Source organism: Eikenella longinqua, from assembly GCF_001648355.1.
Taxonomy (GTDB): domain Bacteria; phylum Pseudomonadota; class Gammaproteobacteria; order Burkholderiales; family Neisseriaceae; genus Eikenella; species Eikenella longinqua.
On the sequence record NZ_LXSL01000022.1, the window covers coordinates 1 to 23,247 of the forward strand.

The 23,247-nt window shown below is 56.8% G+C and carries 15 protein-coding genes and 1 pseudogene; 5 read left to right on the plus strand and 11 right to left on the minus strand.

What is annotated here, in order from left to right; genetic code table 11:
- Window positions 1-35: 35 nt before the first annotated feature.
- Window positions 36-688 (plus strand): annotated as a pseudogene (locus tag A7P95_RS06475) (IS1595 family transposase).
- A gap of 413 nt (window positions 689-1,101) precedes the next feature.
- Window positions 1,102-1,860: a carbonic anhydrase gene (gene cah / locus A7P95_RS06480; protein WP_067592898.1), complete on the plus strand. Its 759-nt coding sequence runs from the start codon at window positions 1,102-1,104 to the stop codon at window positions 1,858-1,860.
- Between the two features lie 762 nt (window positions 1,861-2,622).
- Here cah and uvrB read toward each other — a convergent pair.
- The 4 genes from uvrB to A7P95_RS06505 form a co-directional block, all read right to left on the minus strand.
- Complete coding sequence (gene uvrB, locus A7P95_RS06490; protein WP_067592904.1) at window positions 2,623-4,650, minus strand: excinuclease ABC subunit UvrB; 2,028 nt, start codon at window positions 4,648-4,650, stop codon at window positions 2,623-2,625.
- A 327-nt stretch (window positions 4,651-4,977) separates the two neighbouring features.
- Window positions 4,978-6,465 (minus strand): efflux transporter outer membrane subunit, encoded by a 1,488-nt coding sequence (locus A7P95_RS06495; RefSeq protein ID WP_425387464.1) that lies wholly within the window; start codon window positions 6,463-6,465, stop codon window positions 4,978-4,980.
- A gap of 56 nt (window positions 6,466-6,521) precedes the next feature.
- Entirely contained in the window at window positions 6,522-9,767 is a 3,246-nt protein-coding gene (locus tag A7P95_RS06500; protein ID WP_067592910.1) for an efflux RND transporter permease subunit, read from the minus strand.
- A gap of 14 nt (window positions 9,768-9,781) precedes the next feature.
- On the minus strand, window positions 9,782-11,050 hold the full coding sequence (locus A7P95_RS06505) for an efflux RND transporter periplasmic adaptor subunit (protein WP_067592913.1): 1,269 nt from the start codon (window positions 11,048-11,050) through the stop codon (window positions 9,782-9,784).
- Between the two features lie 255 nt (window positions 11,051-11,305).
- Between A7P95_RS06505 and mtrR the strand changes: the two genes are divergently transcribed.
- From mtrR to A7P95_RS06520, 3 genes are all read left to right on the plus strand, one after another.
- Complete coding sequence (mtrR, locus tag A7P95_RS06510) at window positions 11,306-11,980, plus strand: multidrug efflux system transcriptional repressor MtrR (protein ID WP_067592915.1); 675 nt, start codon at window positions 11,306-11,308, stop codon at window positions 11,978-11,980.
- 152 nt (window positions 11,981-12,132) lie between these two features.
- A complete protein-coding gene (locus tag A7P95_RS06515; RefSeq protein WP_067593045.1) occupies window positions 12,133-13,368 on the plus strand; it encodes a chloride channel protein in 1,236 nt (411 codons plus the stop codon).
- A gap of 424 nt (window positions 13,369-13,792) precedes the next feature.
- Window positions 13,793-16,036: a TonB-dependent siderophore receptor gene (locus tag A7P95_RS06520; RefSeq protein ID WP_067592919.1), complete on the plus strand. Its 2,244-nt coding sequence runs from the start codon at window positions 13,793-13,795 to the stop codon at window positions 16,034-16,036.
- Window positions 16,037-16,143: 107 nt separating this feature from the next.
- On the opposite strand, the gene A7P95_RS06525 is transcribed toward A7P95_RS06520, so the two are convergent.
- The 7 genes from A7P95_RS06525 to A7P95_RS06555 form a co-directional block, all read right to left on the minus strand.
- A complete protein-coding gene (locus A7P95_RS06525) occupies window positions 16,144-16,389 on the minus strand; it encodes a CsbD family protein (RefSeq protein WP_067592922.1) in 246 nt (81 codons plus the stop codon).
- A gap of 184 nt (window positions 16,390-16,573) precedes the next feature.
- Window positions 16,574-16,861, minus strand: coding sequence for a putative quinol monooxygenase (locus tag A7P95_RS06530; protein ID WP_067592925.1), 288 nt, complete (start codon window positions 16,859-16,861; stop codon window positions 16,574-16,576).
- A 205-nt stretch (window positions 16,862-17,066) separates the two neighbouring features.
- Window positions 17,067-19,919 (minus strand): aminomethyl-transferring glycine dehydrogenase, encoded by a 2,853-nt coding sequence (gene gcvP / locus A7P95_RS06535; RefSeq protein ID WP_067592928.1) that lies wholly within the window; start codon window positions 19,917-19,919, stop codon window positions 17,067-17,069.
- A gap of 432 nt (window positions 19,920-20,351) precedes the next feature.
- A complete protein-coding gene (locus A7P95_RS06540; protein WP_067592931.1) occupies window positions 20,352-20,957 on the minus strand; it encodes an NUDIX hydrolase in 606 nt (201 codons plus the stop codon).
- 241 nt (window positions 20,958-21,198) lie between these two features.
- Window positions 21,199-21,663 carry a recombination regulator RecX gene (recX, locus tag A7P95_RS06545; protein ID WP_067592934.1) on the minus strand — a complete coding sequence of 155 codons (465 nt, stop codon included), beginning with the start codon at window positions 21,661-21,663 and terminating at the stop codon, window positions 21,199-21,201.
- Window positions 21,650-22,348 carry a phosphoglycolate phosphatase gene (locus A7P95_RS06550; RefSeq protein WP_067592938.1) on the minus strand — a complete coding sequence of 233 codons (699 nt, stop codon included), beginning with the start codon at window positions 22,346-22,348 and terminating at the stop codon, window positions 21,650-21,652. Before A7P95_RS06550 ends, recX begins: the two co-directional genes overlap by 14 nt.
- Before the next feature lie 97 nt (window positions 22,349-22,445).
- Entirely contained in the window at window positions 22,446-23,228 is a 783-nt protein-coding gene (locus A7P95_RS06555; RefSeq protein WP_067592941.1) for a BPSS1780 family membrane protein, read from the minus strand.
- Window positions 23,229-23,247: the final 19 nt, after the last annotated feature.

Genomic DNA, 23,247 nt, shown 5'->3' on the forward strand with positions numbered 1-23,247 from the left:
CTGACGTAGATTAGCAGCTATGCTAGGCTACGAAAATGCAAATAACCAATTGTAAACTAAGTGGGAAAATACAAAAGAAACTGCTCNAGTTTTTGNACTCGAAGNTACCGCCCGNGCCGCTGCTGATATTTTGGGCATNCAGNNACCNAAANCNCTCCTGTTCTACCACAAAATCCGCCAAGTCATCAGCCATCATCTGGCACTGGCGGCCGATGAAATTTTCGCCGGCCCGGTCGAATTGGACGAAAGCTATTTCGGCGGACGCCGCAAAGGCAGGCGAGGACGTGGTGCGGCAGGCAAGGTAGTGGTATTCGGCATCCTGAAACGGCAGGGACGGGTCTACACTATTGTGGTGGATAATGCCAAGTCTGAAACATTGATGCCTGTAATAAAAAGGAAAATTATGCCGGACAGCATTGTCTATACCGACAGCCTGAGCAGTTACGACAAGTTGGGCGTGAGTGGTTTTATCCATCACCGTATTAACCATTCCAAGGAATTTGCAGACCGTCAAAACCACATTAACGGCATTGAGAATTTCTGGAATCAGGCAAAACGTGTCTTACGCAAATACAACGGAATCGACCGCAAATCTTTCCTGCTGTTCTTGAAAGAATGCGAATTTCGGTTTAACTTCGGTACACCGTCCCAACAGCTTAAAATCCTGCGGAGATGGTGTGGAATTTAGGGCTAATCTACGTCAGCCCCTTGGGTTTTTACCACGCTGAAGTTTTATTTTCAGGTAGTCTTTTTGGGGGAAATAACAGAAGTGGGTAGGGAGTGTGGCACAGCCGCGCATGCGGAGATGGAATTTCAAGTAATGCGTGCGTGCCGATAGCACATAATTCTACGCGTTGTATTCACGGTTCATACAGTATGCAGTTAGTGGGGAATACAGGCTACGGCTTGCTGTTTAACACTTACCTAAAATAAAGTAGGATTTATGGCGAAATGAATTCGCTTTAACTTCATTGCACTAATGGTTTGAAGGCAGGGAAAGCTTGACCGAATCATTTAATATAGCTATCTTTCTAAAAAATAAAAATATTTATATACGCACCGCAATGCTTTTTTCCACTCCTTAATAGAAAGGATCTTGCAATGCCTTGCATCCCCCGCACTTTACCGCGCCTGACCGCCATCCTGCTGTTAACCTGTACTGCAGTTTCCGCTGCTGCACACGGTGATCATACCCATTGGGGCTACACCGGACATGATTCTCCCGAAAGCTGGGGCAACCTGTCTGAAGAGTTCCGTCTGTGCTCCACAGGCAAAAACCAATCACCTGTAAATATTACCGAAACCGTTTCCGGCAGGTTGCCTGCCATTCAGGTCAATTACCGTCCGAGTGCCGTAGAAGTCGAAAACAACGGCCACACTATCCAGATTAATTATCCTGAAGGTGGCAATACCCTGACTGTGAATGGACGCACCTACACTCTGAAGCAGTTCCACTTCCACGTGCCTAGTGAAAACCAAATCAAAGGCCACTCCTTCCCGATGGAAGCCCACTTCGTTCACTTAGACGAAAACCGACAGCCTTTGGTATTGGCCGTGCTGTATGAAGCCGGCAGAATCAACAACCGCCTGTCTTCCATATGGAACGTAATGCCGATGACATCGGGAAAAGTGAAACTCAACCAACCGTTTAATGCTTCATCCTTGCTGCCGCGGAACCTGCAATACTACCGCTTTGCCGGCTCGTTGACCACGCCACCATGCACTGAGGGCGTATCATGGTTGGTGTTGAAAACTTATGACCACATCGACCAGGCACAAGCGGAAAAATTCACCCGCGCTGTTGGTTCACACAACAACCGTCCTGTACAGCCGCTGAATGCACGAGTAGTAATCGAATAAACGATAAAGCTGAAAACAGAAGAGGCTGTCTGAAAAATTAGACGGCCTCGTTGGTTTATTTGCAGTTGGAGTGTATCCATACACGTGGCTAGTATAGATGCAGTTTGCTATTTAAGCAGTTACACTTGTTCAAGTAAATATGAATGAATACTCTCTTCCAGCACTTTCATTTGGTTTGCCATGTTGCTTATTAATGTAAATATTAGTATAGGTAATAAACTTACCCCAAGATAAGCAATACCTTTTATGACTAATCGAATCACGTTAAACTCTAAAAAAGCTATTGCTATCACTAGGTAGATTATAAAAGGGGTAACAAAACATCCGGCTGTTGCAAATAAGGTAGCAATAAAACGAATGCAAGCATCTGTTTTGTTATGTTTTTTTGTTAATTTATCCAGGTAGTACTTCCAAAAGCTGATGATATTCCGCCTTTTGCATAGATAACGGCAAGCAAATCATTCAAATCAATATTTGACTTCAAGAGGTAATCCAACTCATCAACAGAAAGATTTCGTAAATAGAGGATCTTCCTCTGTTCAATTTGCCTAATCAAATTCGATTTATGCTCACTAAATTGCAAAGGTATAATTTTTTTCAAGATATTCTTGAATTTTATCCAATTCATCCGATGCTAAATCTATCTATCCAATCAGATATTTATAGATATTTCTTCTATTCAATATTAAGAAGAAGCTAGTAAATATCTTACTCAACTGTTTCATAGTTATCTCCAATCTCTAACATTCGTCAGGGAAATATTCACTCCGCCCCAAAAAGCAGATTCTCCTTAATCCCCCGAATCCTATCCCGCAACACCGCCGCCTCTTCAAACTGCAAATCCCGTGCCGCCTGCTGCATGGCTTTTTCCAGTTTGGCGATTTCTTTGATCGCGTCTTCTTCATTGTGGATTTCGCCGACTTTAACCTTGTTTTTGCCTTTCAGACGACCTTTGCCGCTGCCTTCTTCGTGGTACACGCCGTCGATGATGTCTTTGACTTGTTTTTTAATCTGCTGCGGTACGATGCCGTGTTCTTCGTTGAATTTCATCTGTTTTTCGCGGCGGCGTTCGGTTTCGTCGATGGCGGCTTTCATGGAATCGGTGATTTTGTCGGCGTACAGGATGGCCACGCCGTTCACGTTGCGCGCTGCCCTGCCGATAGTCTGAATCAGGCTGCGGTGGGAGCGCAGGAAACCTTCTTTGTCGGCGTCGAGGATGGCGACGAGGGAGACTTCGGGGATGTCTAGGCCTTCGCGCAAGAGGTTGATGCCGACGAGTACGTCAAACAAACCTAATCGCAAATCTCTAATGATTTCAACGCGCTCTACGGTGTCGATGTCGCTGTGCAGGTAGCGCACTTTGATGCCGAGTTCGCTGTAATAGTCGGTGAGTTGTTCCGCCATGCGTTTGGTGAGGGTGGTAACGAGTACGCGTTCGCCTTTTTGGATGCGGTCGTTGATTTCGCTCATTAAGTCATCGACTTGGGTGGCGACGGGGCGGATGATGATTTGGGGGTCGACCAGCCCTGTGGGGCGGACGACTTGTTCGACCACTTGTCCGGTGTGTTCTTCTTCGTATTTGGCGGGGGTGGCGGAAACGAAGACGGTTTGCGGCATGACTTTTTCAAATTCGTGGAATTTGAGCGGGCGGTTGTCGCGGGCGGAAGGCAGGCGGAAGCCGTAATCGACGAGGTTTTGCTTGCGCGATGCGTCGCCTTTGTACATGCCGCCGATTTGGGTAACGGTAACGTGGCTTTCGTCGATGAACATGATGGCGTTGCTTGGCAGGTAGTCCATCAGCGTGGGCGGCGGTTCGCCTTCTTTTTTGCCGGAGAAGTGGCGGGAGTAGTTTTCAATGCCTTTGCAGAAGCCCATTTCGTAGAGCATTTCGAGGTCGAAACGGGTGCGCTGTTCGATGCGCTGCTGTTCGACGGGGCGTTGTTCGCGGGCGAAAAATTCGATGCGTTCGCGCAGTTCTTCTTTGATGGACTCGCAGGCGCGCAAGACGGTGTCGCGCGGGGTAACGTAGTGGCTGGACGGGAAGACGGTGTAGCGACCGACGCGCTGGTGCAGGCTGCCTGAAAGCGGGTCGAACATATCGAGGCGGTCGATTTCGTCGTCGAACAGGCTGATGCGCAGGGCGTTTTCGGAGCTTTCGGCGGGATAGACGTCAATCACGTCGCCGCGCACGCGGAAGCTGCCGCGTTTGAAGTCCAAATCGCCGCGTTCGTACTGCATGGAAACGAGCGTGGCGATGATGTCGCGCTGCTCGATGGTGTCGCCTTCTTTGACGGACAACACCATTTGTTGGTATTCGGTCGGGTCGCCGATACCGTAAATGGCGGACACGGTGGCGACGATAATCACGTCGTCGCGCGTCATCAGGTTTTTGGTGGCGGAAAGGCGCATCTGTTCGATGTGTTCGTTAATCGCGCTGTCTTTTTCGATGAACAAGTCGCGGCTGGGAACGTAGGCTTCGGGTTGGTAATAGTCGTAGTAGGAGACGAAATATTCCACCGCGTTTTCGGGGAAAAACTCGCGCATTTCGGCGTAGAGCTGGGCGGCGAGGGTTTTGTTGTGCGCCATGATGATGGCGGGGCGGCCGCTTTGGGCGATGACGTTTGCCATGGTGTAGGTTTTGCCCGAACCGGTTACGCCGAGCAGGGTTTGATAGGCCAGGCCGTCTTCCAAGCCTTCCAATAATCCTGCAATCGCAGTCGGCTGGTCGCCGGCGGGCGGGAAGGGCTGGTGGAGTTTGAAGGGGGAATTTGGGTATTGGATGATGTCCATGAGGCTACCTGAAAAATGGCAGATGGGTAAACGGGGCGGGCAAAAGGGAGATTATAACGCTAATTGATTAGTAGACCGGGAGCGGGGAGGCTACCTGAAAAGTTTCTATGCGGCTCAAATTTTTCAGGTAGCCTTTGATTGTTGGCATGGTGATACCGATTGAGGGCTGGCGGCTTAAAGGCTACCTGAAAAATAGAAAGGTGCGGCGCTTGGATTGGGGGACACGGTTTTCAGGTAGCCTCAAGCTCGCTTGGGATGCGGGCAAAAGAACTGCCGGCCATGCTGTGGTGTTGCGGCATGGCCGGCAGGCTGGGGCTGCCTGAAAAATTATTTGCTGCTGCCGGCTTCGGCAGGGGCGGATGCGTTGCCGGCGGCTGCGTTTGCAGCGGGCGCGGCTTCGCTGTATTGCTTGAGGCCGCCGCCGAGGGCTTTATACAGGTCGGCCAGGTTTTCCAGCATATTGAGCTGGGTAGCGAGCACGGCGGAATCGGCGGAGTAGCTGCTGCGCTCGGCATCAAGCACTTCCAGCGAGCTGGACACGCCGTGGCGGTAGCGCAGGTTGATCAGGCGCAGGCGGTCGTTGTAGGCCTTTTGGGTTTGCAGGCGGGAATCGTATTGCTGCTGCAGGGTTTCGCGCGCCACCAAGGCGTTGGATACGTCTTGGAAGGCAGACTGCACGGCTTTTTCATAGGCGGCCACGGCAGACTGCTGGCGCAGTTTGGCCACGTCGAGGCTGGCGCGCAGGCTGCCCCAGTTGAAGATGGGCACGTTGATGGTGGGCGAGAACACCCAGGTGCGGTTTACGCCGTCGAACAGGCGCTTCATCTCGGTGCTGCCGGTGCCGATGGTGCTGGTGAGGCTGATGCTGGGGAAGAAGGCGGCGCGGGCGGCGCCGATGTTGGCGTTGGCCTGGCGCAGGTTGTGCTCGGCGGCGCGGATGTCAGGGCGGTTTTGCAGCACGTCGGAGGTGAGGCCGGCTGGCAGCTTGGTGATGCGGAACTGCTTATCCAGCGGCAGGCCGGCGGGCAGGTTGGCGGGCACGGGCTGGTTGATGAGGGTAACTAGGGCGTTGTGCGCCTGCTCGCGGGTGCGCAGGGCGGCGGCGTAGTCGGCTTTGGCCGATTCGATCAGGCCTTCCATTTCGCGCAGGTTGACGGCGGAAATCACGCCGGCGTTGTGCTGGATTTGGTTGAGGCGGTAGGTTTGCTCGCGGGTTTGCAGCACGCGTTGCGCCAACTTCATGGATTCTTCGGCGTAGCGTTCGTTGAAATAGGCTTTGGCCACGGAGGAAACGAGCGAGAGGTGGGCGGAATCGCGGGCGGCCACGCTGCTGAAGTAGCTTTGCAGGGCGGCGCGGTTGTTGCTGCGGGCTTTGCCGAAAAGGTCGATTTCGTAGGAGGCGATGCCGAGGCCGACGTTGTAGGATTCGGCGATGTAGGATTGGCCGGTGCTGCTCAAATCTTGTGCCACGCGGGCGCGCTGGCCGGTGCCGCTGGCGTTGATGCCGGGCAGGGAGGCGGCGCGGGTGATCACGTATTGGGCGCGCACGGCTTCGGCGTTGAGCGCGGCCATGCGCAGGTCGGGGTTGTTTTTCAGCGCCAGGGTAATCAGCGATTTGAGGCGCGGGTCGGCAAAGTAGTCTTCCCAGCCGGTGTCGGCGGCGCGGCTGACGCTTTGGCCGGCGGCGGTGTCGTAGCGGAATTGGGCGGGCACGTTTACTTCGGGCTGACGGTAGCTTGGCGCCAGGGTGCAGGCGGAAAGCAGCAGGGCGGAGGCGATGCCGGCCGCAATCGGTTTCAAATTGGTTTGCATAATGGGTCCTTGTATTTTTCAGGTAGCCTCATGCGGGGCAGAGGCTACCTGAAAAAAGCTTAGTCGTGGTGCAGGTCTTGTTTCTCTTCGTCGCTGAGGCCGCGTTCGGCTTCGGAAACGTACATGTCGGCCAGCTCGTGGCTGATGTTGCTGTGGGCGGCCGTGATTTCGGTTTCATGCTGGGTGGGCTTGAACAGCTTGCGCACCAGTACGTAGAACAGCGGCACGAGGAACACAGACAAGAGCGTGCCGATGGTCATCCCCCAGAATACGGTGGTGCCGATGGCGCGTTGGCTGGCGGAGCTGGCGCCGGAAGCGATATACAGCGGCACCACGCCCAAGATGAAGGCGAAGGAGGTCATCAAAATCGGGCGGAAACGCAGATGCGCGGCAGCAAGGGCGGATTCCATGGCGGTTTTGCCCTGGGCTTGCAGGTCTTTGGCAAACTCGATAATCAGAATGGCGTTTTTCGCGCTCAGGCCGATTACCGTAATCATGCCCACCATGAAGTAGATGTCGTTGAAATACACCTCCTGCGTGCGGAGCAGGCCGTTAAACATATTGCGGCCGAACACGCCGAGCACCACGCCGAGGAAGCCCAAAGGCGCCACCAGCAGCACGGCGGCCGGAATCGACCAGCTTTCATACAAGGCGGCCAACACCAGGAACACGGCTACCAGCACGAAGATATACAGGGTGGTGCGCTGGGAGGCGCCGCTGGCCTGTTCGCGCGATTCGCCGGCCCATTCCACGCTGTAGCCGTCCATCTGCGATACGATGCGTTCCACTTCGGCCATAGCGTCGCCGCTGGCAAAGCCGGAGTTTACCGCGCCGCTGATCGACATGGAGGGATAGCCGTTGAAGCGGGTGCTCTGCTCCATGCCGGCCCCCCAAGAGGCACTCACCACGGTGGAGAGCGGCACGGCCACGCCTTGGCTGTTGGGCACAGTCATGGCCAGAATCTGCTCAGGCTGCATGCGCGCCTGCGCATCGGCCTGCACGTAAACGCGCTGCAAACGGCCTTTGTTGGGGAAGTCGTTGATATAGGAGCCGCCCAATGCGGTGCTCAAAGCGGCACGGATGGAAGCCATGCTGATGCCTTGTGCGGCGGCGGCTTCGCGGTCGATCGACAACTTGAGCTGCGGCGCGTCTTCCAGGCCGGAAGAGCGGGTGTCGCCGAACATCGGGTTTTTACGCATTTCGGCAATCAGCTGGTTGCGGGCGGCAACCAGGGCCTGGTGGCCGTGGTTGTTACGGTCTTGCAGGTGGAATTCCAAGCCGCCGTTGCCCAGCTCGCGGATGGGCGGCGGGTTCACAGCAATGGCGAAACCGTCGCGGATTAGACCGCTGCCCATAAAGGCGCCAGTGAGTTTTCTAGTAACGCTGGTGGCATCTTGGCCCGCGCCTTTGCGTTCGTCCCAGTTTTTCAAAATCACGAAGCCCAAGGCCATGTTTTGGCCGCTACCTGAAAAGCTGAAGCCGGATACGGTGAACACGTCTTTCACTTCGGGCATGCCCATGGCGATTTTTTCCACGTTCAGCAAAGTGGCGTCGGTGCGCTCTTTGGTGGCGCCGGCAGGCAGCTGGATGCTCACCATCAGGTTACCCTGGTCTTCGGTGGGCAGGAAGGAAGACGGAATGCGGGTGAACAGGAAGGCGGCCACAGCGATGAGGGCAGCATACACAATCACCATCCGGCCGGCACGCAGCAGCAGGGCGGCCACCCAGCTTTCATAGCGTTTGTTGCCGGCATCGAATTTGCGGTTGAACCAGCCGAAGAAGCCGGTTTTTTCCTCGTGGTGGCCTTTGGCTACAGGCTTGAGCAGCGTGGCGCACAAAGCAGGCGTAAGCGACAGCGCGAGGAAGGCGGAGAAGGCGATGGAAATCACCATGGTGATGGCGAACTGTTGGTAGATTTTGCCGGTGGCGCCGCTGAACATGGCCAGCGGTACAAACACGGAAATCAACACGGCGGTAATGCCGACCACGGCGCCGGAAATCTGGCCCATGGCCTTATGCGTGGCTTCTCGCGGCGGCAGCCCTTCTTCCGACATGATGCGTTCTACGTTTTCCACCACCACGATGGCGTCGTCCACCACGATACCGATCACCAGCACCATGGCAAACATGGTGAGCACGTTGATTGACATGCCGAGATAGTAGATGCCGGCAAAACCGCCCAAAAGCGAAATTGGCACCACGATGGTGGGAATCAGGGTGTAGCGGATATTTTGCAGGAACACGAACATCACAATGAACACCAACACCATGGCTTCCACCAAGGTGTGCACCACTTGGTTGATGGAGATTTCTACGAAGGTGGAGGTGTCGTAGGGTGCATTCCATTTCATGTCGCCGGGGAAGTAGTTTTCCAGCGTGTTCATGCGGTCTTTCACCAAGGCGGCGGTGGCGGTGGCGTTACCGCTGTTGGAAAGCATCACGGCTAAGCCGACGGTGGGCGTACCGTTCAGGCGGGTGCTGGAAGAATAATCTTCCGAACCCAGCTCGATTTTGGCTACATCGCGCAGGTATACGTTGGCGCCGTCGGTGGTGCTGCGCAGAATGATGTTGCCGAATTGCTCAGGAGTGCTGAGCTGGCCTTCGGCGGTGATGGTGGCGGTGATGGTTTGCCCTTGGTTGGCCGGCAGCGAGCCGAGCGAACCGGCGGAAATCTGCGCGTTTTGGGCGCTGATGGCAGAAGAAACATCGGCAAACGATAGATTGAAATTTTGCAGTTTCTGCGGATCCACCCACACACGCATGGCGCGCTGAGAAGCAAATAGGCGCACCGCGCCCACGCCTTCCAAGCGTTGCAGTTCGGGCACGATGTTGCGCTGGGCGTAGTCGGCCATTTCTTCCAAGCTTTGGCTGGTGGAAGAGAGCGCCACCACCATCAGGAAGTTGGAGCGGGATTTCGATACGTTCACACCGTATTGCTGCACGGTGGTGGGCAGGCTGGACAACACTTCGTTCAGTTTGTTGTTTACCTCAATCTGCGCCACGTCTTCGTTGGTGTCGGGGGTAAACGTGAGCGTTACCGTGCCCCTACCGCTGGAGTCGGCAGAAGTGGACATATAATCCAAGCCTTCCACGCCGTTCATGTTGCGCTCAATCACGGCCAGCACGCTGTCTTCCATCACTTGGGCGGAAGCGCCGGGGTAGGTGGCGGTAAGGTTGAAGGTGGGCGCGGCCACAGACGGATACTGCGATACCGGCAGCTTCTGAATGGCCAGCACACCTGCCAGAATAATGAAAATAGAGATAACCCACGCAAACACGGGGCGGTCGATAAAGAATTTAGCCATTTATAGCAGCCCCTTTATTTGGCTTCGGAAGCGGGTTTGGCAGTGGAAGCGGTCGCAGGAGCCGAGGCGGCGGCAGGCTGTTTGGCCGGTGCGCTAGCGGGCGCGGCTGGAGCAGGCTGCTGTTGCGGCTGCGAAGCCTGCCATTCCTGTACCTGTACTTTCTGCGCACCCATCATGCCGGCAATCATGGTGCCGTCCACGGCCACTTTGTCACCGTCTTTCAGGCCGCCGCTAACAATCCAGTTGTTGCCGCTCTGGCCGGCAATGGTCACTTCCTGCGGGCGCATCGAACCGTCGGCAGCCACCACGATTACCGTATCTTTCTCGCCACGGGTAACCGCACGCTGCGGAATCAGGTAGGCACGGCTCATCTGCGCCTGTGGCAGGCGCACCTGCACATACAGGCCAGGCAACAGGATGTTATCTTCGTTTGGCACTTCCACGCGCAGGGAAACTTGGCCGGTGGTCTCGTTCACGGTCGGGTCGGTGAAGAGCAGGCGGCCTTTTTGCGGATATTCGCTGCCGTCTTCCATGATGATGGACACTTCCACTGCGCCGTTTACCGCGCTCATCTGGCCTTCGGCAATCTGGCGGCGCAGTTTCATCACTTCCAGCGCGGATTGGGTAACGTTTACATACATCGGGTTGGTTTGCTGGATGGTGGCCAGCACGGTGCTGCTGCCGGCAGTGAGCAGTGCGCCTTCAGATACGTTGGAGCGGCCGATGTAGCCAGAAATCGGCGCGGTGATGCGGGCGTGGTTCACGTTTACCTGAGCTGAGCGGACGGCGGCGCGGGCAGCGTTCACATTGGCCGCGGCCGAGCGCTGGGCGGCCACGGCGGCATCGTATTCCTGTTTGCTGATGGCATCGGCGGCCACCAAGGGCTGATAGCGTGCCAAATCGGCATTGGCTTTGGCTTGGGCGGCTTCGGCAGCGGCCAATTGGGCGCGGGCGCTGGCCAAGCCGGCGGAATAGGTGGCATCGTCGAGCTGGTAGAGCGCTTGGCCGGCCTGCACGTAGCTGCCTTCTTGGAACAGGCGGCGCTGGATGATGCCACTCACTTGCGGGCGGATTTCAGCGGAACGGAAGGATTCCAAGCGGCCGGGCAGGCTGGTGCTGATGGTGGTGTCTTCCGCTTTCACGGTGAGCACGCTCACCACCGGCGCGGGGCCGCCCTGTTGCTGTTGTTCGTTTTCCCCGCAGGCAGACAGAGCCAAAACCGATGCAAGTGCGATTGCGCTCAGTTTGAAGCCCGTTTTCCCTGATATGTTGAAAGATGTCATTATGGTGGCCTTATGAAAGTGTCGTTTAATTAACGAATTATGGCTGCTTGTGAGCCTTGGTGGCATAAGCAGCCGCAGAGAATAAGGCCGGCATTTTACGTGCATTGATGTATGTTGTCTATGATGGTTTACAAAAAACATAGCAAAACGCCAAAAAGCAACATTGCCGGCAGAGCGGGCGGGCGGGCCACTTGAAAGCAAACTCTAGGCATGACAAAATTCGATAATAAATAAACCAGATACAATAAAATAACGATGCGAAAAACCAAAGTTGAAGCACAAAAAACACGCAACTATCTGCTAAGGGCAGCGCTGGATACGTTCTATTTGCGCGGCATCAGCCGTTCATCTCTAAATGAAATTGCGCAGACCGCCGGCGTAACGCGCGGGGCGCTGTATTGGCACTTTAAAAACAAAGAAGACTTGTTTGAGGGCTTGTTTCAGCAGGTGTTTGCCGAATTGTCGAACGAATTGGCGCACGATGTGGAAACCCAGTCGCCCGATATTTGGGAAAGCTTCGAAGTGGCCACCATCAATATGTTTCAGCGGCTGGAAACCGATGAAACCATGCGGAAGTTCTGCAATATCATCCATTTAAAATGCGAATACACCGAGCAGAACCATTCGGTGGTGAAAATTATGCGCAGCTATCAGGATATGTGGCAGCGCCTGCTTACCGATACGCTCACGCTGAGCCTGCAAAAGAAACAGCTGCCGGAGGATTTGAATGTGAATCTGGCGGTGGTGTTTATGATGTCAGTGATTAGCGGGCTGATGAATATTTGGCTGAATATGCCGGAGCAGTTCAGCATCGGCAAAACCGCGCCGCATATCATTCGGGCGGCGATGGGGGCGTTGAAATATTCGCCGGATTTGTGTTCGCCGTCTGGCAAACAATTGCCGCTGAGTATGCGCCAGTATCGCGCTTAGGCTGATGCGCGAGTGAGGCTACCTGAAATTTCAGGTAGCCTTTTGGTTTTCTTTGGGCTACATTGCAGCAGCTTGAGGCTACCTGAAAATATGGTTTCAGCGAAGTGAAATATTTTCCTGTGTTTGTTGTGAATCTCAAAAATCTTGTTCTCATGAAATCCCTTTCTCCCAAATTGATTGTTTCCCTGCTGGCGGTGGGTGTGGCGGCGGGCATCACGGGCATTGTGCTGACGCTGCTGCTGCATGCGGTGCAGCATTGGGTGTTCGGCTATCCGGCGGATGTGGTGTTGCCGTATCGGGTGATGGTGGAGGAGAGCTCGCCGCTGCGGCGTTGGCTGGTGTTGCTGCTGTGCGGCGGGGTGGTGGGCGCGGGCTGGGTGTGGCTGCACCGCAAGGCGGCGCCGTTGGTGCCGATTAAAACGGCGGTGGTGAGCGGGCGGGAAATGCCGCTGGCGGCAACACTGCTGCACGGTTTGTTGCAGATTGTTACGGTGGCTTTGGGCTCGCCGCTGGGGCGGGAGGTGGCGCCGCGGGAAATCAGTGCGGCGCTGGCGGAGCGGTGGGCGAAGTGGCGCGGGCTGGATGCGGAGGAGCGGGGGGTGCTGCTGGCTTGTGCTTCGGGGGCGGGCTTGGCAGCGGTGTATAACGTGCCGCTGGCGGCGGCAGTGTTTGCGCTGGAAACGCTGATGTTGTCGTGGTCGCGGGAGCGGTTGTTGGCGGCGCTGATTGCTTGCGGGACGGCGGTGTTGGTGGTGCGCGCGGGGCTAGGGGATGTGATTCAGTATCCGATGCCGGCGTTTCCGCTGCCGGATTGGGGGTTTAATGTGTGGGCTTTGGCAGTGGCGCCGTTGTTGGCTTTGGGGGTGTGGGGCTTTGAGCGGTGTATGGGGAGGCTACCTGAAATTCCGCGGCGCAGTGTGCGGATGGTGTGGGTGGCGTTGGCGGCGTTTGGGCTGATCGGGTTCTTGGCTTGGTGGTTTCCGGAGATTATGGGCAACGGGAAGGCGGGCAATCAGCTGAGTTTTGCGGGGGATTTGGATTGGCGCTATGCGCTGGGGCTGCTGGGGGCGAAGTGGGCGGCGCTGCTGCTGGCCACGCTGGCGGGGGCGTATGGCGGGCGGATTACGCCTTCGATGATGTTGGGCGGGCTGATTGCGTTTGCGGCGGCTTGCGGGTGGAATGTGCTGCTGCCGGGGGTGGATGCGGGGGCGGCGGCGTTTGTGGGGGCGGTGGTGTTTTTGGGTGTGGCGCAGAAAATGCCGGTAACAGCGCTGGTGTTTATGCTGGAGCTGTCGCGCCAATCGCCGGCGCTGTGGCTGCCGCTGTGTTTGTGTATGGGGCTAGCACTGGGGGTGTACCGTTTGCTGCCGGCGGGGGAGGGCGGCTGAGGCGGGCTGTGTGGGACGGGAAAAGGCTACCTGAAAAATGGTTTCAGCTTTGCAGAAACTTGCTTTGCTTGTTTCGCTGCGTTGAAGCTTGCGTTTTAGCTTCGCTGAAACTCAGCCTTGCTTTACAAGATATCGTTTTCAGGTAGCCTTTTGTGTGGGCGTGGTGGCTACCTGAAAATGGGGCAGGGCTGATGTGCGGGATTTTCAGGTAGCCTGTTCTGCGGCGGGTAAGTGTTTGTCTAAAAGAATAATTGTGTTCTTGGGTTGGGCGCGCAGGGAATAACCTTGGCGGCGGCTGTGGTTATTTATCAACAGCCGGGCTGTTAATAAGAATTAAATTTATTTGCACTCGTTTGCAAAAGATTATAATGCGCCGCGTTGTTCTATTCTATTGCTTACTTTGTTTAATTTAAAGGGAAAAATCATGCAGCATCCGTTCAAGCCCACCCTCATCGCCGCCCTGCTGGCTGCCGCCGTGCCGGCCTGGGCCGACCAAAGCCCCGAGCCGGCCGATTCCGCCGAGCTGGAAACCATCCAAATCACCGCCCGTAACCGCAGCACGCGCACCGAAAACAGAAACAGCTACACCACCTCCGCCATGCGCACCACCACCGGTCTGGCCCTGTCGCCCAAGGAAACGCCGCAGTCGGTGAGCGTGATCACCAAAACCCAGTTGGATGACCAAAACATCAGCCGTATTGAAGATGCACTGAAAACCACCACCGGCGTGAATGTATTCCGTGATAGCAACCGTTTCCGCTTTCAATCACGCGGTTTCTACATCAACCGTATTGAAGAAGACGGCATGGCAGTAACCGTGAGCGGCTCGATGTTGAATACCAACGCTGATCCGCACAGCCAAACCGATTTGGCGATTTACGACCACATCGAAGTGGTGCGCGGCGCCACCGGTCTAACGCAAGGCAACGGCGAGCCCGGCGGCACCATCAACGTGGTACGCAAACGCCCGACTTCTATGAGGCAGGCCAGTGCCAGCATCAGCGCCGACCGATTCGGCAGCGTGCGCGGCGTGGGTGATTTCTCCGGCGCACTCAATGAAGCCCGTACCGTGCGCGGCCGTGCTGTGGTGGCAGCCGAACGTAGCGACTCGTTTAAAGATGAGGTGGACGGTCGCAAATATGTGCTTTACGGCGTATTGGATGCAGACCTTGGCGAAAACACCAAAGCCACCGTCAGCGCAACTTATCAAAACGAACACTCTGTTCCCGACCGCTACGGCGTGCCGATGGCTTTGGGCGGAGGTGATGCGGGTTTCTCGCGCAAAACCTTCCTCGGTGCTGGCTGGAATACCGAAGAAACCAGCAAGCTTAACCTATTTGGCGAAGTGGAATATCGTTTTAATGAAGACTGGAAGCTGACAGGCAAAGTCAATTACACCAAATCCCGCTACATGACCGAATGGGCAGCCTTGGGCAACACTAATAACACTTACACAGGCTTGCCGGCAGATGGCACTTTAGCTGTGAGCGGCCGTGCCACGCGCATGGACAATGACGGTTCGCAGTTTGGTCTCCAAGCCAATCTGGTCGGCAAATATCGGCTGCTCAGCCGTGAGCATGATGCATTCGTTACCCTGAACCACACCCGCGAAAAACTGCATGCCCACTGGCGCCAGCACACCAGCACCGCCAATTTCAACGCCTACGATTTCCACCACAACATCGCTTATCCCGATTTCAACACTGGCCCATACCGTTTTCACGAATATGAAGACTACACGCTGACTACGCAGGGGATTGCTGCCGGCACGCGCTTCAATATCCTAGACAACCTGCACTTGATTGCCGGCACGCGCTACACCCGCTGGAAAAGCGATTATCACGACCGCTATGCCGGTACGAGCGGCGTATGGACTTACGACCCCAACTACAAAACCAAAAACCGTTTCGTTCCCTATTTCGGCCTGACTTGGGACATCAACCCCAACCACAGCCTGTATGCCAGCTACACTCAAATCTTCAACCCGCATCTGAGTGCGAGAGATGCGGTAGGCAAACCCCTAACCCCGATGACCGGCACCAATATCGAAGTGGGCTGGAAGGCCGACTGGTTTGGCGACAACAAGCTCAATACCGCATTGGCACTGTTCCACATCATCCAGAAAAACCGTTCGATCAGTTCTGCCGACCGCAGCCCCTATACCGGCCGTTATTACAACATTCCGCTAGGGCGCATCCAAAGCCACGGTTTTGATGCCGAAATTTCAGGTAGCCTCAATGAAAACTGGAAAATCTTTGCCGGCTATACTTTCAATACCAGCAAATACCGTACAACAGAAGGCTCGCAGGCATATTTCCAAGAAGGCGCCAACTACAACAGCTGGACGCCGAAGCATATGTTCCGGCTTTATACCAGCTACCGTCTGCCGTTCGGCGAACGCAGATGGACAATCGGCGGCGGTGTGAGTGCGCAGAGCAAAACCGGCAATCTCTACACCGGCACGTTGCAAAGTACCACCCAGGGCGGCTACGCTTTGTGGAATGCCAACGTGCAGTACGAGTTCAACGACCACATTAAGCTGAGCCTGATCGGCACTAACCTGACCGACAAACGCTATTACGAAAACAATCGCGTGCGGAGCAGGGGCATCAATAACTTCTTCGGCGAACCGCGCAACATCATGTTCAAGCTCGATTGGAAGCTGTAAGCCAAACGCTTAAGCAATAAGAAAGGCTACCTGAAAACGTAGCGCAGTGAAGTTTCTGCGAAGCTAAAATTTTCAGGTAGCCTTTTATCCGTGCAGGATGAAGCGGTTTAGAACTTGCCTTTGATCTCGTTGATCAGGCCTTCGGCTTTGCCTTTGGCTTCGTTCACCAGCTCTTCGGCAGATTTCTTGCCTTTTTCCAGCACATCGGCGGCTTGTTTTCCCACGTCGGCAATGGCTTCTTTGGCTTTGCCCACTCCTTCCTGAATCAGGCCTTCGGCCTGCAGCTTGCCGCTGCCTACGGCGTCGCCCACTTCTTTCTTCACTTTGCCTACGATTTCGTCGAAATTGCTCATATTGATGCTCCTTGGTAATGAGTGTGGAAAGGAATACGCACTATAACCCGCGCGGGCGGCGGCGTAAAACCGATTAACGCGGCTTTACGGTTTGCTTTGGATGTGCACACGGTGCCCCGCAAGCCAAAAGGCTACCTGAAAACCGTGTTGCAGTTTTCAGGTAGCCTTTTGGTTTGGCAGGGGGTTACTTAATCTGGGTGTAGAGCTGGATTACGGGCGGTTTTTCGCAGGCTTCCACTAGGATGGGCACGATGCGGGTAAAGTGGGCGGAGGCGGAGTGGGTGTCGAGCACGGCTTGGTTTTGCCACAGTTCGATGAAGCTCACTTGGTTGGGCTGCTGGGTGTTTTGGTAGAGGTGGTAGGAGAGGCAGCCGTTTTCTTTGCGGGTTTCGGCAATCAGCTCGTCGCAATGCTTGAGGAAGGCGTCGAGCTGGGCGGGTTTGACTTCAAATTGGGCTACTACGGTAATCATGGAGGTCTCCTTGATGAGGGTGGGAAAAATATAGTGGATTAAAATAAGAATGCTACCGCGTTGGCTCGCCTTGCCGTACTACTTGTACTGTCTGCGGCTCGCCGCCTTGTCCCATTCTTATTTTAATCCACTATAAAGAGGCTACCTGAAAACGGAAAACAGGGTTTCAGGTAGCCTCTTGCGTTCAGACTAACCTTGGAGGGGCTTAGTCTTCATAGTGCTCGATGCTGGGGCAGGAGCAGACGAGGTGGCGGTCGCCATACACGTCGTCGATGCGGTTTACGCTCGGCCAGAATTTGTTTTCGCGCACGTAGGGCAGCGGATAAACGGCTTCTTCGCGGCTGTAGGCACGGTTCCATTCGCCGGTTACGTCGGCGGCGGTGTGCGGTGCGTTCACCAGCGGGTTGTCGTCTTTCGGCCATTCGCCGCGCTGCACTTTGAGCGCTTCCTGCTTAATCTGCTTCATGGCGGCAATGAAGCGGTCGAGCTCGGCCTTGCTTTCGCTCTCGGTGGGCTCGATCATTAGCGTTCCGACCACGGGGAAGGACATGGTGGGCGAATGGAAGCCGTAGTCCATCAGGCGTTTGGCGATGTCCAGCTCGGTGATGCCGCTTTCGGCTTTGAGCGGGCGCAGGTCGATGATGCACTCGTGGGCCACGCGGCCGTTTTTGCCGGTGTAGAGCACGGGGTAGTCGGCGGAGAGCTGTTTGGCCACGTAGTTGGCGTTGAGCAGCGCGGTTTCGGTGGCGCGGCGCAGGCCTTCGGCGCCCATCATGCTGATATACATCCAGGTAATCGGCAGGATGCTGGCGGAACCATACGGGGCGGCGGCCACGGCGCTCATGCCGGGCGTGAAGCCTTCCACGGGGGCGACTGCGTGGCTCGGGGCGTAGGGGGCGAGGTGGGCTTTGAGGCCGATGGGGCCCATGCCCGGCCCGCCGCCGCCGTGCGGGATGCAGAAGGTTTTGTGCAGGTTCATGTGCAGCACGTCGGCGCCCACTTCGGCCGGCTGCATGATGCCCACTTGGGCGTTCATGTTGGCGCCGTCCATATACACTTGGCCGCCGTTTTCGTGGATGATGCGGCAGATGTCGCGGATGCCTTCTTCATACACGCCGTGGGTGGAGGGATAGGTGATCATCAGCGCGCCGAGGTGGTCTTTGTGTTGCTCGGCTTTGGCCTTCAGGTCGGCGATGTCCACGTTGCCGTGTTCGTCGGTGTCCACAATCACAATCTGCATGCCGGCCATATGGGCGGTGGCAGGGTTGGTGCCGTGGGCGGAACGCGGAATCAGGCACACGTTGCGCTCGGGGTGGCCTTGCGCTTCGTGGTAGCGGCGGATGGTGATCATGCCGGTGTATTCGCCTTGCGCGCCGGAGTTGGGCTGGATGCAGACGGCGTCAAACCCGGTTACGGCTTTGAGCTGCTCTTGCAGGCCGTGAATCATTTTCAGGTAGCCTTGAACCTGCTCGCGCGGGGCGAAGGGGTGGATTTCGGTGAACTCGGGCCAGGTGATGGGAATCATCTCGCTGGTGGCGTTCAGCTTCATGGTGCAGGAGCCGAGCGAAATCATGCTGCGGTTCATGGCCAGGTCGCGCTCTTCCAGTTTTTTCAGGTAGCGCAGCATTTCGTGTTCGGTGTGGTAGCTGTTGAACACGGGGTGTTGCAGGATGTTGCCTTGGCGCTGGAGTTTTTCAGGTAGCCTGCTGGCCGGGGCGTTTTCGGGCAGGGCGGCTGCCTTGCCGGTGAAGAGTTCGGCCAGCTGGGCAAATTCTTCGGCGGTGGAGGTTTCGCTGAAGGCGGCAGCCAGCACCTGATCGCCGATGCGCAGCAGGTTGTAGCCTTTGTCTAGCGCTTTCTGATACACGGTATCTGCCTGAGCCTTGCCGCCGAAATCTACGGCCACGGTGTCAAAGAACACGGAATGGAGCACTTTGCAGCCGGCTGCCTGCAACACGTCGGCAAAGGCGGAGGCCAGCGCGTGGATGCGGCGGGCGATGCGTTTTACGCCTTCGGGGCCGTGATACACGGCATACATGCCGGCTAGGTTGGCCAGCAATACTTGCGAGGTGCAGATATTGGAATTGGCTTTTTCGCGGCGGATGTGTTGTTCACGGGTTTGCAAAGCCATACGCAGCGCCGGTTTGCCTTTGGCATCCACGGATACGCCGATGATGCGGCCGGGGGCGGAGCGTTTGTCTTTGTCTTTGAAGGCGAAATAAGCGGCGTGCGGGCCGCCGAAGCCCATCGGGATACCGAAGCGCTGGGTGCTGCCCAAGGCGATGTCGGCGCCCAATTCGGCCGGCGCTTTCAAGAGCACGAGGCTCATGATGTCGGCAGCCACGGCCACAATCGCGCCTTTGGCTTTCACGGCGGCAATCACGTCGCCCAGGTCGGCCACGTCGCCGTCTTTGCCCACATATTGGAACAGGGCGCCGAAGTATTCGCCGTTGCGCGCGGTGTCGAAATCGCCCACCACCAGCTCGAAGCCGAAGAATTTGGCGCGGGTTTTGAGCACGTCGAGCGTTTGCGGATACACGCGCTCGTCCACAAAGAATTGGTTGGATTTGGATTTGCCCACGCGGCGCGCCATGGCCATAGCTTCGGCGGCGGCGGTGGCTTCGTCCAGCAGGGAGGCGCCGGCCAGCTCGAAGCCGGTGAGGTCGAGGCACACTTGCTGGAAGTTCAGCAGGGCTTCGAGGCGGCCTTGCGAGATTTCGGCCTGATAGGGGGTGTAGGCGGTGTACCAGCCTGGGTTTTCCAGCACGTTGCGCAGGATCACGTTGGGCAGGCGGGTGGGGTAGTAGCCCAGGCCGATGTAGCTTTTGTTGATGCGGTTTTCGCTGGCGATGCCTTTGAGTTTGCCTAAGGCATCGGCTTCGCTCAGGGCTTCGGGCAGCTTGATGGTGCCGGGCATGCGCACGTTGTGCGGCACGGTGTTTTCCAAAAAGCTGTCGATGTCTTTTTCGCCCAGGGCGGCCAGGAGCGCGGCGCGGTCGGACAGGCTGAGGTGGCGTCCGACAAAGTCGTTGCCGTGGAAGAGTTCGTTAAACTTCATGTTTCTGCATCCTTTCTACTGACTCAGTGTTGAGATGGAGGGGGATTGGAACAGACGGTTAATATTGTAGCGCAAAACGGGGTGGCTGCGGCGGGCGGCGGGTGGAAATATTTTTGTGTTGGGTCATGATAACTTTAATAAATGCCTTGCACGCGGCATTTTATGCTTGGCATGGGGCGGATTGGCAGCGGGGATTGCGCGGTGGGGGGGATGGGCAGGCGTGGGGCGTGAAGATTTCAGGTAGCCTGTAGTAAGGATTGGGAGGCTACCTGAAAAGTATTGGCAGCGGGTTTTCAGGTAGCCTTTGGGGTGTTGGGGCTACCTGAAAAATGGTTTTAGCAGGATGGCTGATGTGTCGGCGGTTTGGGAAGGTGGCTTTTGCTTGTGTTTTAAGCGGGTTTTTGTTTCCAGGTAGCCTGAGATTTGGGGTGTTCAGCTGGTTTGGCAGTAATCGGCATGGATGTGGGCGAGGCGGTAGAGGATGGCGGCGGTGGCGCCCCAGATGGTGCGGTGATGGTATTGCAGCACGGGCATGACGGCGCTGAGGCCTTGGTGTTGGTAGGTTTCGAGGCGGTAGGCGGCGGGGTTGAGGGCGAGGCTGTTCGGCACGATGAAGGCTTCGGCCACTTCTTGCGGGTTGGGGCGGCAGGCGGGCTGCCGGCGGGCGGTGGCGAGTACGGGGGTAACTTGGTAGCCGCTGGGCAGGTAGCTGGGCGGGAGGCTGCCGTGGATTTGCCAGATGCCGGGCGGGATGCCGAGCTCTTCTTGGGTTTCACGCAGGGCGGCGGCGGTGTGGCCGGCGTCGGCGGGGTCGATTTGGCCGCCGGGGAAGGAGATTTGGTTGCCGTGGTCGCGCAGGCTGCTGCTGCGCAGGGTGAGGAGGATGCCGCTGCCTTGCTCGGCGGGTACGAAGCCGACGAGTACGGCGGCGGGGGTGAAATGGCTGCGGAGCGGTTGCCAGATGAGGCGGCGCTGGCGGAAGCTTTCGGGCTCGGGGGCGGTGGCGGCGAAGTTGAGGAAGGTGGCGGGGTGGGGCATGGTGTGGTGTTGGGGTGTGGGCTACCTGAAAACTCTGCCATTTTCGGCAACTTCGTTTTAGCTTCGCAGAAACTTCGCTGCCTTCGGCAACGTCGTTCTCAGGTAGCCTGAACTTGGTTTGATTGGAAGGATTGAATGGATTGCAGGCTACCTGAAAAATGATGTTTGATGCAGCTAAGGCGCAGGTTTCTTCGGAAACGCTGTTTTCATTCCGCTGAAATTTGTGTTTTCAGGCAGCCTGTTATTCTGCCTGCTCTTCGTCTTCTTCCTGCCAGGCGTGGTCGAGGGCGTGGCGGATGGTGTCGCTGTCGAAGCCGCGGTAGGCGAGGAAGCGGGCGGCGCGTTGCTGCTCAGCAAAATCGGCGGGCGGCTGTTTGAACTTTTTGCGCAGCACGGCGCGGGCGGTGGCGCGTTCGTTGTCGAGGCTGGGCAGGGCGGCTTCGATGAGGCCGCTATCGAGGTTTTGCTGTTGCAGGCCTTGGGCGAGGCGCAGGCGGCCGTAGCGGCTGCCTTTGCTGTATACATAGCTTTCGGCGTAGCGCTGGTCGGATTGCCAATTGCGATCGGCGAATTCTTGCAGCAGCGCGTCGATTTCGGCGGGGTCTTCGGCGTAGGGGGCGAGCTTGCGCCGCAGCTCGGCCTGCGACATTTCGCGCCGCGAGAGCAGGGCGAGGGCGCGGCTGCGCAGGGATTTAACGGCGCTCATCGGCACGCAGGCGGTCGTAGATTTCGGGCAGGGTGGAAACGATCCAGTCGGCTCGGGTGGCGGGGTCTTCGGCCAGTTTGTCCATGTCGGCATAGCCGTAGCGCACGCCGATGACAAAGCAGCCGGCTGCTTTGGCGGCGAGGATGTCGTTGCGCGAATCGCCCACCATGGCCATGTTTTCCGGCTTCACGCCCAATACTGCGGCGGCGTGCAGCAGGGGCTCGGCATCGGGCTTGCGCTGGGGCAGGGTGTCGCCGCCCACGATGAGGCTGAAGAGGTCGGCCAGGCCGAGGCGGCGCAGCAGCTCGGCAGCCCAGGCTTCGCGTTTGTTGGTGACCACGGCCAGCGGCAGGCCGAGGGTTTTGAGGAGCTGGAGGCCGGTTTGCACTTCGGGGTAGATGTAGGTGTGGCGGTCGAGGTGTTCGGAATAGTGTTGGGCAAACACGGCGAAGGCGCGCTGCCACACGTCGTCGGGGGCTTGGCCGTTGGGGTCGGCGGTGAGGGCGCGGTGCACGAGGGTGCCCACGCCGTCGCCCACGTAGGACATCATTTGCTTTTCTTCGAGCAGGGGCAGGTTTTCGCTGCGGCGGGCTTCGTTGGCGGCGGCGGCGAGGTCGGCGAGGGAATCGACTAGGGTGCCGTCGAGGTCGAAGGTGGCGGCGCGGATATCGGGGCGGGTGGTCATGGGATGGCCTCGGGGTTGGGGTGGGAAAAGATGGCGGATTTTAGCATGGGCGGGCGATAAGAAGGCTGCCTGAAAATTTTCAGGTAGCCTTTAGCCATTATTTGAAGAATAAATCGCGATACACGGTATAAGGCACCATCATCAATGTGGGCATCACCACCAGCAGGCCGAGCAGCAGGGGGATTGCGCCGGCAATCATCAATAACATCGACATCAGGCCGCATAATGCCGCGCCGACGATATTGCGGCTGAAACCTTGCCAGCTCAGCAGTATGGAGCGTTTGGGTGTTTCGTTTTCCAAGATAATCAAGGCTGGGGCGAGGAAGGTGAAGGCGGAATAAATGATGCCTAACAGCAAGGACAGCGCTATCACGGAAAGGCCGGCAGACATAATTTGCGCCTCATCCATATCTAGATTGGCGGCACTGCTGACATCGCCTGCTTGCCCGACCAGCAAGGCTACTAAGAGAAGGTTGCTAATCAAAGCCACTACCGCGCCGATTGCGCCGATAGTCAGCAGCGCTTTGGTGTTTTCCTGAAAGCCGATGAAAATCTGGCCGAAGTCGAAATCACCTTCTTCTTCCAATTGTTGGGCAATAAATGAAAAGCCGGCAACGACAAAGATGGCGAAGGCCGACTGCAACAGGCCGCCGATATATGGCAGCATGCTCAAGCCGATATTGATGGCGCCAACCAACAGCGCGGCGCCGATGAGCTTGCCCGGGCGCAGCTTGAACAAGCGCCAAGCATCGCCAATCCATGCTTTGGCATTGCCGGCCGGCACGGCCTGCGGCTCGGCCAGGTAGTCATTGTGGGCTGTGGAGTCTGGCTCGTTACTAATGCGCGGCGGGGCGTATCGGTTGAATTGCGGGTTGTCCATTATGGTTTTCCTTATTTGG